This is a genomic window from Serratia sp. AR11, assembly GCF_056376275.1.
This window is the reverse complement of sequence record NZ_CM150739.1, coordinates 2115115-2131488: the sequence shown is the minus strand read 5'-3', so window position 1 is coordinate 2131488 and position 16374 is coordinate 2115115. Positions and strand designations below refer to the sequence as shown.

Genomic DNA, 16374 nt, shown 5'->3' with positions numbered 1-16374 from the left:
CGCGAATGTTAACATAGTTTTTTCCTTGCAGATCGTCAGCATTGCGTCAGCGAAGAGCCAAAAAAAACGGGGAACACGCTGTGCGCATTCCCCGTTTGGGCTACCCGGTCAACGCTTAGCGCTGACCTTGCGGATGAGCCCGTTCATTGTGTGGCAATTGCTGGTAATGCTCACGCCAGGCGGCACCTTCCGGCAACAACCAGACACGTTGATGCAGGCGCGACAAGGCAACGGGATCGCTCAACAGTTCCAGGCGTTTGCCCTTCACCAATTTCTCCGGCCCCAGTTGCAACGCCTCATTCACCCGCTCTTCACGATTGCGCTCGATAGCACCACGCAGATGGTGACGCGCAGTCGCCAGCGCAGCCGCCAAAGCATTGAACGACGGGTTAACCACGGCGTGCATAAAGCCATTGGCCAGTGCACGTTCACGGTTAAGCTGCAGATACTCTTCGGTCGCCAGCAGTTCACGCGGAGGAGAATACTCTTCCGGGATCAGGAACAGTTTGGCGCGCTTGCTCTTGATCCCCAGCGTCGCACGGCTCGACAGAGACGAAACGATCGGTGACAGGATCAGTGAGAAGACGATTGGCGACAACCACCACAGGAAGCGCAGATCCAGCCAGGCCATACCCCCCGCCCAGACCAGACCGAGCAGCATCTGTGAACCATGGCGCTTAAAGGCTTCGCTCCATGGCGTGTCATCATCGTCACGCTGCGGAGAATTCCACACCACTTCCCAACCGAGGAAGGCGCTGACCACGAACACCGTGTGGAACAACATCCGTACCGGTGCCAACAGCACCGAGAACAGCATTTCCAACAGCATCGACAGGAACAGACGCACACCACCGCCGTATTCTTTGGCACCCTTCGCCCAGATCAGCACGATACTGAGCAGCTTGGGCAGGAACAACAGCACCAGAGTGGTAGAGAACAGCGCTATTGCCAGTTCAGGACGCCACTGCGGCCAGACCGGGAACAGCTGACGCGGCTGCAGGAAGTACTGCGGCTCCATCAGGGTATGCACCACCTGCAACGCGGTGGACAGCGCCAGGAACATAAACCACAGCGGCGCCGACAGATAGGACATCACACCGGTCAGGAACACCGCACGGTGCACCGGGTGCATGCCTTTCACCAGGAACAGACGGAAGTTCATCAGGTTACCGTGGCACCAGCGACGGTCACGCTTCAGTTCATCCAGCAGGTTAGGCGGCAATTCTTCGTAGCTGCCCGGCAGATCATAAGCAATCCACACGCCCCAACCGGCACGACGCATCAGTGCGGCTTCCACAAAGTCATGCGACAAGATGGAACCGGCAAAGGAGCCTTCACCCGGCAGCGGTGCCAGTGCGCAGTGCTCGATAAACGGCTTCACGCGGATAATCGCGTTGTGACCCCAGTAGTGCGACTCGCCCAATTGCCAGAAATGCAGGCCAGCGGTAAACAGCGGCCCGTAGACCCGGGTGGCAAACTGCTGCACACGGGCATACAGCGTATCCATACCCGAAGCTTTCGGCGCAGACTGAATGATGCCGGCGTTCGGGTTGGCTTCCATCAGGCGCACCAAACCGGTGAGACACTCGCCGCTCATCACGCTATCGGCGTCCAGGATCACCATATAGCTGTACTCGCCACCCCAGCGACGGCAGAAGTCGTCGATGTTGCCGCTTTTACGTTTCACGCGGCGACGGCGGCGGCGATAAAAGATACGGCCATGGCCATCTACGTCACGGCACAGTTCCATCCAGGCCTTCTGTTCCGCCATGCAGATATCCGGGTCGTAGCTGTCACTCAGCACGTAGATATCGAAATGTTCAAGCTGGCCGGTGGCGGCAACCGACTCATAGGTCGCGCGCAGGCCGGCGAACACCCGTTCGACGTCTTCGTTACAGATCGGCATGATCAACGCGGTGCGGTGCGCCGGATTGATTGGCTCATCGCCCTTGATGGTGGAGGAGATACTGTATTTGTCTTTGCCGATCAGCAGTTGCAGAAAGCCCATCAGCGCAGTCCAGAAACCGGCCGATACCCAACAGAACAAAATGGCGAACAGGATCAGAATGCCGGTTTGCAAAACGTAAGGCAGCAGTTGCAACACCGACTGCATCAAGTCCTGATCCAGCATCGCCATAGGATCGATCAGCGCCCAGCCCTGATACGGCAAGATGGTTTTCATGTACCAGGTAGCGATGCCGGTCTGCACCAGCATCAGCACCAACAGCACATAACGGCGCATCGAACCGACCACGCGCCAGCGGTTTTCCGCGGCGGCTTCCTCTTTGGAAGCATGGCGGTTGTGCGGTGAACGCCCCAGCAGAGAATCCCAGAAGCGCGCCACCGGATTGGTACGCCAGGCTTCAGGGAACATGCTGGTACGTTTAATCGGTGGCGTGGCCTTCAAAATACTGCGGCCTTCCACGTCATTGTCAAAATCGTCATCGCTGACCGCATCCGGCCAGGCGCTTTCGATACGCGCCTTGACCGAGGCCAACGCCACGTCATCCGCCGACAGCGTATTAACGTTGGCATCGGCGGCACCCATCTTGCGATGCAGTGCCTCCAGTGCCTCGGCATCATCCGCTCCAGGCTGGGGGTTAAGCGCCTCCGACCGCTCAGCGGTCAGAGGCATTGCCGCAAGATAATCCTGGGCAAGTTGAGTAGGCTTATTCATTGGCAGGTAGCTGATAGCTCCAGGTTTCCGACAGGGTCTTATCACCATTGACCAGCGCGGCGCGCATTTCTACCGGCTTCTTGTCGTCTTTCACTTTCAGACGCAGCGTCAGGCGCCAGCCTTTGGTCACTGGATTATAGCGGACATTGTTTTCTACCATTTCACCGTTATCACCGATGCTTACCTGAGCGGCAACCGGCGTAGCACCATCCAGGCCTTTCAGTACCGGCCCGACGAAGTCAACCAGGAATGCCACGCTGCCGTCTGGCTCGCGGATCAGGTTAGACTGCTTCACGTCACCGGTAGAGCGCATGGTCTGGCTGACGTAGGCAATATCCTGTGAATGCAACTTGTCTTCGTCACGGGTGAAATGCAGGCGATAGTTCAGCGCCAGCGGTGTCTTGGCATCCGGCAACACGTCTGGAGTCCAGAAAGCAACGATGTTGTCATTGGTTTCATCCGCCGTTGGGATTTCCACCAATTCAACTTTACCTTTGCCCCAGTCACCACGCGGTTCAATCCAGGCGCTTGGACGCAGATCGTAACGATCGTCCAGATCTTCGTAATCCTTGAAGTTACGACCACGCTGCAGCAGACCGAAACCTTTAGGGTTCTCGACCTGATAGGTGCTGACGGACAAATGCTTCGGATTATTCAGCGGACGCCAGATCCACTCGCCGTTGCCGGCATGGATAGACAGGCCGTTGGAATCATGCAACGCCGGACGGTAGTTCAGAGTTGGTGAAGGTTGGTTCGGCCCGAACAGGTACATGCTGGTCAGCGGTGCCATGCCCAGTTTGCCGACCTTGTCGCGCAGGAACACTTTAGACTCGACGTCCACCGTGGTATCGCGGCCCGGATAGACCACAAAACGGTAAGCCCCGGTAGCGCGCGGTGAATCCAGCAGCGCGTAAATCACCAGGTGCTTGTCGCCCTGCTTCGGACGTTCAACCCAGAATTCGCGGAAACGCGGGAACTCTTCACCGGATGGCAAGGCGGTATCAATGGCCAGACCACGGGCAGAAATCCCGTAAACCTGCCCTTTACCTACCACGCGGAAATAGCTCGCGCCCAGCAGGCTCATAATTTCGTCGTTCTTATCCGCACTGTTGATCGGATAAATCACCTTGAAACCGGCGAAGCCGAGGTTTTTTACCGAATCCGGATCGTGCTTCACTGAACCAAAGTTGAAGTAGTCCGGGCTGTACTTGATCTGCTTGACGGTGGTCGAGGTGACCTCGTTGATTTTCACCGGCGTGTCGAAGTACATCCCCTGATGGTAAAACTCAAGCTTGAATGGGGTTTTCAGCTTGCTCCAATAGGCTTTATCGTGATTGAACTGAATTTGCTGATAGTCCGCGAATTTCATCTCACGGAATTGAGAAGGAAGGTTGCTTTTCGGAGCCTCGAAGCCTTTCCCTGCCAGATCCTGCGCCTGCTTGGCCACATCATCAATAGAAAAAGCCCATGCTGGCGAAGTCAACAGCGTGAACAATACGGTCGCACCTAACCAACGTACGCTCGCGGCGCGTGGTTTCTTGGATAATATATTAACTAGCACATCCCCCCCTATTCGTGTGCTCAAATCATTTAAATCCATATTAATGGATTATTCAGCTTTCCGACAACATGATAAATGGATGGTTCATGTTTATGGCTCATTGTTTAAGCAGCTGACTAAACACCAGCGTAGCAAGCCCCGCAACAAGACGCTATGGAAAAATGTGAAACGCTATAGTAGGGTTTGAGGTTCGATTTAACCATTGCCGACTTATTAAGCGTGTTAATGACCATTCGATAAAATCATCAGCGGTAACCTATGACTAAAGGCAGCAACCAACGCGAGTTTTTCCTCGATTCGATCCGGGCTTATTTGATGCTGCTCGGTATCCCTTTTCATCTGTCCCTGATCTATTCCAGCCATGCCTGGGCGGTGAACAGTGCTACCCCTTCCTTCTCGCTGACAGTGCTGAACGACTTCATCCATGCCTTCCGCATGCAGGTGTTCTTCGTGATTTCCGGCTACTTCTCATACCTGCTCTATGAGCGTTATGAACGCCATAAGTGGTTGAAGGTAAGGCTGGAGCGCGTGGCGATCCCACTGCTGAGTTCGATCCCGTTAATAACGGTGCCACAGTTTTTCATGCTGAAATACTTCACCGATAAATTAAACGGCTGGGAAAATTTTTCGCTCTACCAGAAAATAAATGTAACAGTTTGGGAGCTGGTTTCTCACCTGTGGTTTTTATTAACGCTGTCATTACTGACTACCCTTTGCTTTTACCTGTTCAAAAAAATCAAGGCCATTAAAAGTAATACCCCGCTCTATCCAATAAATAAAATGACTGGATTAGGAAATATCTCACTGTTCTTTCTTATTTATGCTTTATTCTATTCGGCCGGGCACCGTATTATTTTAATTTTTGCGCCGTATTTACTCTCCAATGGCCTGTTCAATTTCGTGGTCATGGAGACGATGTTCTACCTGCCGTTCTTCATCCTTGGCGCTTACGCCTTCAAGTACGTGTGGTTGAAAGAGATTTTCCTCAAACCCTCTGTCTGGTCACTGCTCGGTTCACTGCTGCTGTTCATTGCCTACATGCTGAATCAGAAGTATCTGGCCCACAGCAGCTATATGTTTGAACTGGAAGTGCTGATCAAAACCCTGCTGGGGATCCTGATGGCCAACGTGGTTTTCTCATTTGGACATAGCCTGCTGAATTATCACTCGCCACGAATCACTTATCTGGTCAACGCCTCGCTGTTTATATATCTGGTGCACCATCCACTGACCCTGATATATGGTGCGTTTGTGACACCACATATCGACAATAACCTGCTGGGCTTCGCGCTGGGTTTGGTGTTTGTCTTCTCCTGTGCCTTCGCCTTATATGAGCTGCACAAACGCGTCCCATTGCTCCGCTTTCTGTTCTCCGGAAAACCGCAATAACCGATTGGCATCGCCCTCTCAGGGTGATGCCTCATCTCCTGGCACCAGCAAATTCGTCTTCGTTAACTTTTTGAATGTGTTACGCATCCTCACACATTGAGCATATTCCTAATAATCGTCCTATTCCCGCCATCACGTTGCAAAACGGCAATCGCCTGTTACGCTCATTATGCAGATTTGTAAGTTTTTTTGTTTTTTCTTGGGCTGGGTAATCATATGAGAGAAGCATGGGTCGACTATGCGAAGGGAATCGGTATCATTTTAGTGGTCTTTGGCCACGTTAATCGCGGTTTATACAGTGCGGGCATTCACCTTTCAGAATCGTTTTACCAACTGACTGACAGCGTTATCTACAGTTTTCATATGCCGTTGTTCTTTTTCCTCTCTGGCTTGTTTTTTGTTCAGTCATTAGAGAGAAAGGGAAAAGGTCGTTTTATCATCAGTAAAATTGATACCATCGTATACCCCTATATCATTTGGTCATTGCTGCAGGGCACCGTCGAGGTTGTGTTATCACGCTATACCAACAACTCGGCCAGTCTGAACGACATGCTGGCGTTGTTTACTCATCCACGGGCACAATTCTGGTTCTTGTATGCCCTGTTTATGGTGTTTGTCCTTGCGACCCTGCTGTATAACAAAAATAAATTCAACTATATCCTGCCTACGCTGATCGTCATCAGTGCCGGGTTATACGTCTACCAGGACAGTCTTACCAAGGCTTTCCACTTTGGTTATATCACCAGTTTTATGATTTTCTTCCTGCTCGGTGCTTTGGCCATTCGTTACTCAGCCACTATTGCCAGAATCAGTATGACTTCCAGTCTGGTAGCCATGTTCGCCTTTGTGCTGCTTGAATGGGGTTTCCATGACTATCTTGGTCTGACCTATACCGATGCAGGTCTGTATTCCATGATCCTGGCCGTGGTCGCCATCACCTTTATCATTTGCCTGTCCGTTTTGTTGGCGAAGGCAGACATAACCTGGCTGAAACGATTGGGTGAGTTAAGCATGGTGATCTACCTAATGCACATCCTGGCCGCCAGTGGGCTGCGTATAGTGTTGACCAAGTTTCTGCATGTTAATAACTGGTCAGCTCATATTATCGCCGGCACCTTGTTCGGTCTCATCGCACCGATGGTTGCTTACTATTTTATTCAACGGCTGCACCTCAATTTTCTGCTGGAACGTCCGAGTTTCCACCGGGCACAACCCAAAGAAAAAACCCTCTGAACATCCGAGGCGGCTCCGGCCGCCTTCACCTCAGATTTGGCTACCAAAAACACATTTCCGCCGCATTCATAACTGCCGGGCCACAGCCGAAACACTGGATATAGAGCACACATTGCTCACCCCGCTGGTGAAAGTTAAGGCAAAGTTATGCTGGAGCATATTGCCGCTAGTTGTTATAACTGCAATGCATAAGTGGAAATCCACATCCCTGCCTTACGGTAGCGATTGGGCTCAATGAACCCTGAGGGACGGCGTTGTCGTTTTCATTGCGGCAATGTTTGCAGTATCTCCCTTCCGTCACGACAGAGAGGATTTTTAATGACTGATAAAGACACTTCGGCTCCGGAAGCCGTACCAGAAAATGCCACCCTGCTGAAAATTCTGGGTCGGTTGCTTTCCGCACTGGATGCATCAATCAGCGGCAAGGACCGCAGCATTCTGGTCACCGAGCTTTCCAGCCTTAACCTTGACGGCATTTCAGAGTCAGAACGAAAACTGGCTGCCGAGCTGATCAAGCGGGCTTTGCAATCACTCGATCATTAATAACACTACGCCTGCAAACCATTAAGCCTCCTCGCGGGGGTTTAATGGTTTTTCCTTCCCGACAGTTTATTGCTCGCATAGAACCACAGCAAGCTGATAACTATAGATAAAAGCGAGAAGTTCATCGTTTTCTCCCCACTTCCTCATACTTTCTCCCTTAAATGACAATAAATGCCAAACTGTTTTCGAATCACCCTTGGCGTTTTACCTAAAAAACAGGCTATCATCATGGGGTATCTGCGCCCGCGCGCAACGCCTTTCCCCCAGCCTGCAGGAGAACGTTATTTTGGATGCCAGCACCATTAACAGTTTGTTCATCATCGGTGCCGTGTTGGTGGGAGCAAGTATTCTTCTCAGTTCATTTTCTTCACGCCTGGGTATTCCCATTCTGGTGATCTTCCTCGCTATCGGCATGCTGGCGGGGGTCGATGGTCCGGGCGGTATCGTTTTCAGTAATTACCCGGTGGCCTATCTGGTCAGTAACCTGGCACTGGCCGTGATCCTGCTCGATGGCGGCATGCGCACCCGCGTCAGTTCGTTTCGTGTGGCACTTTGGCCGGCACTTTCCCTCGCCACCGTCGGCGTGGTGATCACCGCCGGGCTGACCGGGCTGGCCGCCGCCTGGTTGTTCAACCTCGATCTGCTACAGGGTATGCTGATTGGTGCCATTATCGGCTCCACCGACGCCGCAGCGGTATTTTCACTCCTCGGCGGTAAAGGGCTTAACGAACGCGTCAGCGCCACGCTGGAAATTGAGTCTGGTAGCAACGATCCGATGGCGGTTTTTCTTACCATCACCCTGATTGCGATGATCTCCGCCGGCGAAACCACGCTGAGCTGGATGTTCCCTGTCCATCTGCTTCAGCAGTTTGGTATGGGCATTGTCTTTGGGCTCGGCGGCGGCTGGCTGCTGCTGACCTTGATCAACCACATCAAACTGGCCGAGGGTCTCTACCCACTGCTGGCCGTCAGCGGCGGCATTTTGATTTTTGCGCTGACCACTGCGCTGGATGGCAGCGGCATACTGGCGGTGTACCTGTGTGGGCTGACGCTGGGCAACCGGCCAATCCGTAACCGACACGGCATTGTCCAAACCTTTGACGGTCTGGCCTGGCTGAGCCAGATCGGCATGTTCCTGGTGCTGGGGTTGCTGCTCAACCCGCACGAGTTGTTACCTATTGCCATCCCTGCCCTGCTGCTGTCGTTATGGATGATCCTGTTCGCCCGGCCGCTTTCCGTGTTTATCGGGTTACTGCCGTTTCGCAGTTTTACTCTCCGTGAACGCAGCTTTATTTCCTGGGTCGGTTTGCGCGGCGCCGTACCGGTTATTTTGGCCGTATTCCCGATGATGGCCGGGTTGCCAAATGCGCAGTTGTTCTTCAACGTGGCCTTTTTTGTGGTGCTGGTTTCACTGTTGTTGCAAGGCACGACACTGTCGTTCGCCGCGAAGAAAGCCAAGGTTATAGTACCGCCGGCCCTGGCGCCTATTTCACGGGTCGGGTTGGACGTACACCCGGAAAACCAATGGGAACAGTTCGTTTATCAGCTCTCGTCGGAAAACTGGTGTGTGGGTGCTGCACTGCGTGAATTGAAAATGCCACCCGGCACGCGTATTGCCGCACTGTTCCGTGGTAAAGAGTTGTTGCACCCTAGCGGGAGCACGCGGTTGCGCGAAGATGACATTCTGTGCGTTATCGGCCACGAGCATGACCTGCCAGTGCTGGGTAAACTGTTTAGCCAGGCGCCGGTGGTCACAATGGATGAGCGTTTCTTCGGCGACTTTATCCTGCAGTCGGACGCACGCCTGAGCGATATTTCGCAGGTGTATGGGCTTAACCTGCAAGAAGGTGTGGACGAACAACAAACACTGGGCCAATTCGTCATTAAACTGATTGGCGGCGAACCCGTGGTAGGCGATCAGGTCGAATGGGATGGCCTGACCTGGACCATCGCCGAGATGGATGGCAATGCCATCAGTAAAATCGGCGTAAGAATTGTGACTGACTGATCCTGCCTCGACACCGGTCGCTGTGTGGCAATCCCTGCAGCGACCGCCTCAAAACAGACGGAACTTATAGACCCGGAAAGGTTCTTAAACTCTGTGATTATCAAAACCGGGCGTTTAGCCCCGACGTTTTAACCTTTACTCTGGGAACGCTGCATAGCGGTGATGGGTATTGATTTGAACAGTAAAACTCGATTTCTATCGGCCATGCTGGGGATCGCACTGACGGTCATTGTGCTGGATCTGGGTATCGCCGATTTGGTCCACAGGCTCTTAATTGGATAATTTTAACGTGGCACAGCAGCAGCAAGAAAAAGACATTCTGGGCAAGATACTGATTACCGTCTCCGCACTCTGCCTGATTACCGTGGCGGCGTTACTCATTTGGGGTTTTGTGCTGGATTAACGCCCCGCCTGACGAGCGCAATCTTCGCCAATAAAAAAACCGCCGCAGCGGTTTTTTTATTGGCGATGGCGATCAGATCTTGCAGCCTTCGCAATCTGCCTCATCCTCAAGGATCTCGGGCAGTTCTTTTGCTTTCTGCGCCGCTTTCTCTTCTGCCTGCGCCAATTCGGCATCGATATCAAAATCGAAAATATCATCACTCATGGTAAATTCCTCACGCTTAACTGGCTTCAATGCGTGAGTATAATCGACAACTCTTCAGCCGCAAACCCTTCAGTTGAGCACCGCCACCTGCGGCTGTTCATCCTGTGGCTTCTTTGAATACGCCAGATCGTAAACGTCATAGAAATCGATTTCGCCTTTATTGGCGATGATTTCCTGCATACGTGTTTTCATCGCTGTCCCGATCGAGGGTTCATCCAACAACGCCTTCACCGACTGCGGCGACAGTGCGCGAGTGAAATACCACTCGCCGTTATAGCATACGCGCAGATCAAGCACGCCGATGTCCTCGAAGCGATACACCGGTTTGATTTCAATCAGCAGCATGGCGAACATGAACAACACAAAGGCGGTGAAAGCCAGGAAGGAGATGAAGCCCATATAGGGAACCTGATACATCACGGCGATCACGGCAAAATAGCCGGCAAACATGGCGAGACACAGATAACGGTGATCGCGGGCAAACTCACTGTTAAAACGCAGTTTACCGTCGCGCCCTTCCTGCCTGTTGATCCGCTCGATTTCTTTTACCAAGATGCTTTTAATCGCGTCCATCGCTACAACCTTATGCCTGGGGGACATTATTGCCATCAATAATCATTCCTCAAACTAACACAAGTACAGTTTGCGCAGGTAGATCAGTTAAGCAATTTTAAATGGGTAACTGTTATACCTCTAATGGCTAACGTTGCAGGGAATTTTTACCTTGGGCAAACATAAACATCCGCTGAGCGATATCGTCAGCCTGTTTGATTTTTTGCTTTTGCGGCTCGTTGCAGCGCTGGATGGCACGAGCATAGGCCAGCTCATGCGCCTGGTCTATCATCGCGATAATCTTGTCGCGATCCTGTTTATCCAGATTGCCGAGCATGGTGGTGATAATCGCCTGATAGGCGTTGGAGGCGGCGGTCAGCGACTTCTCTCTGGCTTCAAGTATCGCTACGCGTTGCATTAATTCCTGCAGTTGATCGGACTCTGACATAGCGATCTCCTGTTGCCGGGCAGCATACCTGCCTGATTACAGTTTAGCAAAGATCGCTGGAACGGAAGAAAACATAAAGAAAGGAAGATAAACGGTTACGGTAAAGCACACCCGAAAAACCCAATAAGGAGCCGATAGTGCAAATCAACCCGGGTGCACTTTACGGTAACGGTTCACAAAAGGAAGCTGGCGCGCTATGCAGGACTCGAACCCGCGTCTATCAATTTTGTAGCCAATAAAGCATTTTAAAACCAACCACTCTGCCAACTGAGTTAATAGCGCATTCCTTTGCTTCGGGATGTCATTATCCATATTAATGTTATGGATTCAAGTTTTGGTACTATGAACCGCTGCATTTGCAGAGAAATCTTATATTTTTGACTATTTCGCACGCAGGTGGGTGATTACTTTCGTTTTGCGATAGTTGAACATTGAAACTTTTCTTTGGCCGTCTGCGGCATGTTTATTGTTAGTTAAAGCGCTGGATGCCACTATAGCGCCTTCTGGGATCATCGTTTTCTGTTATGGATAACACTATGAAAGTCACTCCGCGCCGCTTGGCGTTTATCCTGATCGGTGCTCTGCTGGTCATCCTTGCCCTGGTGGTATTCTCTTTACAAAGCCCCCCGCAAGCCGCTTCGGTGACCGCACCGGTTCGTCTGGGCGATATTGAAAATGCCGTACTGGCCACCGGCAAACTTGATGCGATAGAACGGGTCAACGTCGGGGCACAGGTCTCCGGCCAGGTCAAATCCCTGAAGGTCAAACTTGGCGACAAGGTCACCAAAGGCCAACCTATTGCCGACATCGACGATCTGCCACAGCGCAACGATCTGCGCAACGCCGAAGCGGCGCTGAACGTCGCCAAGGCAGATTTGCAGGCCAAACAGGCACTGTTGAAACAGGCCGAGTCCCGCTTTAAACGCCAAAAGCGCATGTTGAGTGATGAAGCCGGCTCCCGCGAAGATTTTGAGACGGCAGAGGCCACGCTCGCCGCCACCCGCGCCGAACTGATCGCGTTGAATGCTCGCATCGTGCAGGCACAGATTGAAGTAGACAAGAAAAAGGTCGACCTGAGTTACACCCGTATTCTGGCGCCGATGGATGGCATCGTTATCGCGGTGATTACTCAGCAAGGCCAAACGGTGAATGCCAACCAGAGCGCACCCACCATCGTCAAACTGGCACAGTTGGACGTAATGACCATCAAGGCGCAGATTTCCGAGGCCGACATTACCCGCGTTTCTCAGGGGCAAAAGGCCTACTTCACGATTTTCTCCGAACCCGATAAACGTTACGACGCCACGCTGCGCACCGTTGAACTGGCGCCAGAATCGGTGATGAAAGACGATTCAGTCTCCGGTAGCAGTTCGTCCTCCGGCTCCGGTAGCTCCAATGCTTCGGTGTATTACAACGCCTTGCTGGACGTCCCAAACCCGGATAACCGGCTGCGGATTGCCATGACGGCGCAAGTTTCATTGCTGCTCGGCGAGGCGAAAAACGCACTGTTGGTACCGATCCAGGCGGTACATAAAACCGCAGATAATAAGCAACAGGTACAAGTGCTGACCGGGGACAACCGGTTGGAAATGCGCGAGGTGAAAACCGGCATTACCAATAACGTCGATATTCAAATCCTGTCCGGATTGAAGGCAGGTGAAAACGTGGTGCTGGTACAGGAAAATACCAAACCTGGCGAGGAAGGTCTCTCACTGTGAACGCTATCATTGAGCTGAAAGGCATCGGCCGCACCTACACCAACAGCAGCCAACCGCTCACCGTCCTGAAAGACATTAACCTCAGCATCGCTGCCGGGGAGTTGGTCGCTATCATTGGTGCTTCTGGCTCCGGCAAATCCACACTGATGAACATCATTGGCTGTCTGGACGTGCCGGACCAGGGTGACTATTACATCAACGGCCAAAACGCGGCTCATCTATCGCCGGACCAACTGGCCAGGCTTCGCCGCGAACACATTGGTTTTATCTTCCAGCGTTATCATTTAATGCCGGATATCAGCGCGCTGGGCAACGTCGAGATCCCTGCGATTTACGCCAACAGCAAGCGAGACCAACGCCGACTGCGTGCGGCGCAACTATTGGCGCGACTGGGGCTGGAAGGTCGTGAACACCATAAACCCGGTCAACTCTCCGGCGGCCAGCAACAGCGCGTCAGTATCGCTCGTTCGTTAATCAACGGGGCTGAAATTATCCTGGCGGATGAGCCCACCGGCGCCCTGGACACCCGATCGGGTCAGGAAGTGCTGGAGATCCTCAGCGAACTTAATCAGCGCGGCCATACGGTAGTGATCGTCACTCACGATATGAAGGTGGCGCAGCACGCACAGCGCATTATCGAACTGCAGGACGGCGAGATAGTCGCCGACAGTGGTCGTAAATCGGCACTTCCTCTGCCAGTAATGAAAAAGGCCCCTCCGGTTGCTCAAGGCTACTGGCAGAGTCTGCTCGATCGCACCCGCGAATCGTTACAGATGGCGCTGAAGGCCATGAATGCCCATCGCTTGCGTACCGCACTGACCATGACCGGCATCATTTTCGGCATTGCTGCGGTGGTGACGGTGGTCGCGCTGGGTGAAGGTGCCAAGCAGCGCACGCTGGAGAGTATAAAAAGCCTGGGCACCAACGTGGTCAGCATCTACCCCGGCCGTGATTTCTTTGATGATGCCATCGACAGCATCCGCACTCTGGTACCGGCGGATGCCGACGCGCTGGCCCGCCAAAGCTTTGTCGATAGCGTCAGCCCTGAGGTCACCGCCTCAGACAGTATCCATTTTCGCAGTAAATCAGCCAACGCGTCGATCACTGGTGTTGGACGCGATTATTTACGCGTTAACGGGCTCACTCTGCTGCAGGGTCGCAATTTCCAGGACGACCGCAACGCTTTACAGGAAGTGATCATTGACGAAAACGCACGCCAGTCGTTGTTCGGTGATTTCGGCGTTGAGCCGCTAGGCCAGATCGTGTTTCTTGGCGCAGTACCGGCCCGGGTGATTGGCGTGGTTCAAAGTAATCAGGACTCTGCCCCCAACCGCATCAGAGTGTGGATGCCCTATACCACCGTCATGTACCGCATGGTGGGCCAAACCAAGTTGAGCAGCATCAGCGTAAGGTTGAAAGATGACGTTGCCAACGAAGCCGCTGTCACCGCCATTGAGCAGTTGCTGACCCAGCGTCACGGCGTTAAAGACTTTATGTTGTTCAACCTCGATAAATTCCGTAAGTCGATCGAACGAACTTCGATGACTCTCAGCCTGCTGATCCTGATGGTGGCCTCAATTTCCCTGATCATCGGCAGCCTCGGCGTGATGAACATCATGCTGGTCTCGGTGACCGAACGGACGCATGAAATCGGTGTGCGTATGGCCGTCGGCGCTCGTCGCAGCGACATTATGCAGCAATTTATGATCGAGGCGGTGCTGGTCTGCCTGATCGGTGGCGTACTGGGCATTTTACTGTCTTTCGCCGCCGGCTCGCTGTTCACTCTGCTGGCGGGCGGCATGCTCACCGCCATCTATTCCTGGCAGGCCGCCGCCGTGGCCTTTTGCTGCTCCACTCTGATCGGCATGATCTTCGGTTATCTCCCGGCCCGCAAAGCGGCGCGGATGGATCCGGTCATTTCACTGGCCAGCGAGTAACTTATGAAAATTTTATCCCCCCTGACGTTATGCCTCGCAGCCCTGCTTAGCACCGGCTGCGGCAATGCGTTGAAAAGCGAATATCAATCTCCGAAGGTGGACTATCCGACCCAATGGCAACCCAGTGCCGATGCCGCTACGTCAGTCCCTTTTGCCTGGCACGATTTCCACGATCCCCAGCTAGAACGCTGGCTACAGCAGGTGATGCTGGCTAATAACGATCTGGCCGCTGCTGCATTGCGTGTCTATCGTGCCCAGTTGGTGGCCCAACGGGTCGACATCGGCACCGCTCCCAGCGTAAACGCGACGCTCAATACCGGCGCCAGCACCGCCCTGTCCAATTCGTCCCCGTGGAATAAAAACAGCAGCGCCAACCTCGGCGTCAGCTATGAAGTCGATCTGTGGGGCAAACTGGCAAGACAGCGTGATGCCGTAGAATGGGCCAGTCAGGCAACTCAACAAGATTTGCAAAGTGCGCGTTTGGCATTGCTCGCCAACGCCAGCAAAAATTACTGGCGCCTCGGTTTTATCAATCAAAGGATCGGCGTCAGTCAGCAAAATATCGCTTACTCCAGGCAGACCTTAGAGTTGGTCAATGCCCGCTACCGTGCCGGCAGCATCTCTTCACTGGACGTGGTGGATGCCGAGCAGAATCTGATCAATCAGGAGAGCAGCCATCTGGCGCTGTTACGTGAGCGTCAGCAAGCCTTGAACGAACAAACCGTGTTATTGGGTTCACCACCGGGCAAGGCTTTGGTTGAACCCGCCCGTTTACCCACCGGCCCGCTGCCGCAAATCAATGCCGGTATCCCGGTCAACGTGCTGCGCCATCGGCCGGATATCAGCGCCAAAGAGTTGCGGCTGCGTGAAGCATTGGCCAACGTCGATGTAAAGCGTACCCAGTACTATCCGGCATTTAGCCTGACCGGTTCATTGGGTGCCAGCAGTACCGCCTTGCTGGAATTTTTGCGCAATCCGTTGGCCTCGGTGGGGGCTGGGTTGTCGCTCCCGTTCCTTGAATGGCGGCAGATGGATGTGGATATCAAAATTGCCCGCAGTGACTACGAGCTGCAGGTGCTGGAATTCAAACAGGCGCTGTATAAGGCCATGGCCGATGTGGACGATGCCCTGTCGTTGCGTAGCCAATTGATAGCTCAGGAAAAACACTTACGGGCTTCGTTAGCGTTGGCGCAAAAATCTGAACGCTTGAATGAGAGCCGCTACCGGCAAGGTGCCGTCCCCATCAGCTTCTGGCTGGATGCGCAAAATCGCCGCAGGCTGGCAGAACTGGCGCTGGATGAAAACCGTTTCGGCCAATATCAGAACCTGGCACAGCTCTATCTGGAATTTGGCGGCTCAGCTCAATAACTCTCTCCGGCCTGACGTCTGCGTCAGGCTTTTTTCAGCCGCAGAACGCATTAATTTTGCCGGTTTTTACCACAATTCTTCCTATACTTAACCCATCCCTCACCAGACAAAAAAACATCAATATGCACAATAGTTAATCTATTTATGCGCTAAATCGGTGCAAATCCATTAGATAAACTGCTAAATTTGATCGCCGCAAGATATAACGTTAAGCTATAGATGCAAAATAATTAGTCACCTAAATGACATATTCCCGGTGAAAATTGAAACATTACGTGATTCGCATCACACAAAAAATGGCAATGGCCGATCTCTGCGTATAGCGCTTAGATT

13 protein-coding genes and 1 tRNA gene are annotated in these 16374 nt (G+C 52.9%); 8 read left to right on the top strand and 6 right to left on the bottom strand.

What is annotated here, in order from left to right; all coding sequences use genetic code 11:
- Positions 1 to 115 precede the first annotated feature (115 nt).
- Together mdoH and mdoG are read right to left on the bottom strand one after the other, a co-directional pair.
- On the bottom strand, positions 116 to 2677 hold the full coding sequence (mdoH, locus tag ACSOSI_RS10075) for a glucans biosynthesis glucosyltransferase MdoH (RefSeq protein ID WP_012006296.1): 2562 nt from the start codon (positions 2675 to 2677) through the stop codon (positions 116 to 118).
- Positions 2670 to 4238, bottom strand: coding sequence for a glucans biosynthesis protein MdoG (gene mdoG / locus ACSOSI_RS10070; RefSeq protein ID WP_012006295.1), 1569 nt, complete (start codon positions 4236 to 4238; stop codon positions 2670 to 2672). Before mdoG ends, mdoH begins: the two co-directional genes overlap by 8 nt.
- A 258-nt stretch (positions 4239 to 4496) precedes the next feature.
- Here mdoG and mdoC point away from each other — a divergent pair, with 258 nt between their 5' ends.
- From mdoC to ACSOSI_RS10045, 5 genes are all read left to right on the top strand, one after another.
- Positions 4497 to 5627 carry a glucans biosynthesis protein MdoC gene (mdoC, locus tag ACSOSI_RS10065; RefSeq protein ID WP_476707002.1) on the top strand — a complete coding sequence of 377 codons (1131 nt, stop codon included), beginning with the start codon at positions 4497 to 4499 and terminating at the stop codon, positions 5625 to 5627.
- 216 nt (positions 5628 to 5843) lie between these two features.
- The gene (locus tag ACSOSI_RS10060) at positions 5844 to 6860 is read left to right on the top strand and encodes an acyltransferase family protein (protein ID WP_261412968.1); all 1017 of its coding nucleotides are present in this window, start codon (positions 5844 to 5846) and stop codon (positions 6858 to 6860) included.
- A 318-nt stretch (positions 6861 to 7178) separates the two neighbouring features.
- Positions 7179 to 7403: a hypothetical protein gene (locus tag ACSOSI_RS10055; protein WP_017892394.1), complete on the top strand. Its 225-nt coding sequence runs from the start codon at positions 7179 to 7181 to the stop codon at positions 7401 to 7403.
- A 286-nt stretch (positions 7404 to 7689) separates the two neighbouring features.
- The gene (locus ACSOSI_RS10050) at positions 7690 to 9411 is read left to right on the top strand and encodes a potassium/proton antiporter (protein WP_017892393.1); all 1722 of its coding nucleotides are present in this window, start codon (positions 7690 to 7692) and stop codon (positions 9409 to 9411) included.
- A 274-nt stretch (positions 9412 to 9685) separates the two neighbouring features.
- Complete coding sequence (locus tag ACSOSI_RS10045) at positions 9686 to 9814, top strand: hypothetical protein (RefSeq protein ID WP_017892392.1); 129 nt, start codon at positions 9686 to 9688, stop codon at positions 9812 to 9814.
- 72 nt (positions 9815 to 9886) lie between these two features.
- On the opposite strand, the gene ACSOSI_RS10040 is transcribed toward ACSOSI_RS10045, so the two are convergent.
- The 4 genes from ACSOSI_RS10040 to ACSOSI_RS10025 form a co-directional block, all read right to left on the bottom strand.
- Entirely contained in the window at positions 9887 to 10018 is a 132-nt protein-coding gene (locus ACSOSI_RS10040) for a hypothetical protein (protein WP_017892391.1), read from the bottom strand.
- 69 nt (positions 10019 to 10087) lie between these two features.
- Positions 10088 to 10591 carry a YlaC family protein gene (locus ACSOSI_RS10035; RefSeq protein ID WP_017892390.1) on the bottom strand — a complete coding sequence of 168 codons (504 nt, stop codon included), beginning with the start codon at positions 10589 to 10591 and terminating at the stop codon, positions 10088 to 10090.
- A 127-nt stretch (positions 10592 to 10718) separates the two neighbouring features.
- A complete protein-coding gene (locus tag ACSOSI_RS10030; RefSeq protein ID WP_012006289.1) occupies positions 10719 to 11018 on the bottom strand; it encodes a hypothetical protein in 300 nt (99 codons plus the stop codon).
- Positions 11019 to 11205: 187 nt separating this feature from the next.
- A tRNA-OTHER gene (locus ACSOSI_RS10025) sits at positions 11206 to 11300 on the bottom strand.
- 254 nt (positions 11301 to 11554) lie between these two features.
- Between ACSOSI_RS10025 and etsA the strand changes: the two genes are divergently transcribed.
- From etsA to etsC, 3 genes are read left to right on the top strand one after another with little or no spacing between them, the layout of a single operon-like run.
- Positions 11555 to 12736: a macrolide efflux RND transporter periplasmic adaptor subunit EtsA gene (gene etsA / locus ACSOSI_RS10020; protein WP_112362282.1), complete on the top strand. Its 1182-nt coding sequence runs from the start codon at positions 11555 to 11557 to the stop codon at positions 12734 to 12736.
- Complete coding sequence (locus ACSOSI_RS10015; protein WP_476707001.1) at positions 12733 to 14673, top strand: MacB family efflux pump subunit; 1941 nt, start codon at positions 12733 to 12735, stop codon at positions 14671 to 14673. The genes etsA and ACSOSI_RS10015 overlap by 4 nt, the downstream gene beginning before the upstream one ends.
- Positions 14674 to 14676: 3 nt before the next feature.
- Positions 14677 to 16041 (top strand): macrolide efflux RND transporter outer membrane subunit EtsC, encoded by a 1365-nt coding sequence (etsC, locus tag ACSOSI_RS10010; protein WP_476707000.1) that lies wholly within the window; start codon positions 14677 to 14679, stop codon positions 16039 to 16041.
- Positions 16042 to 16374 lie beyond the last annotated feature (333 nt).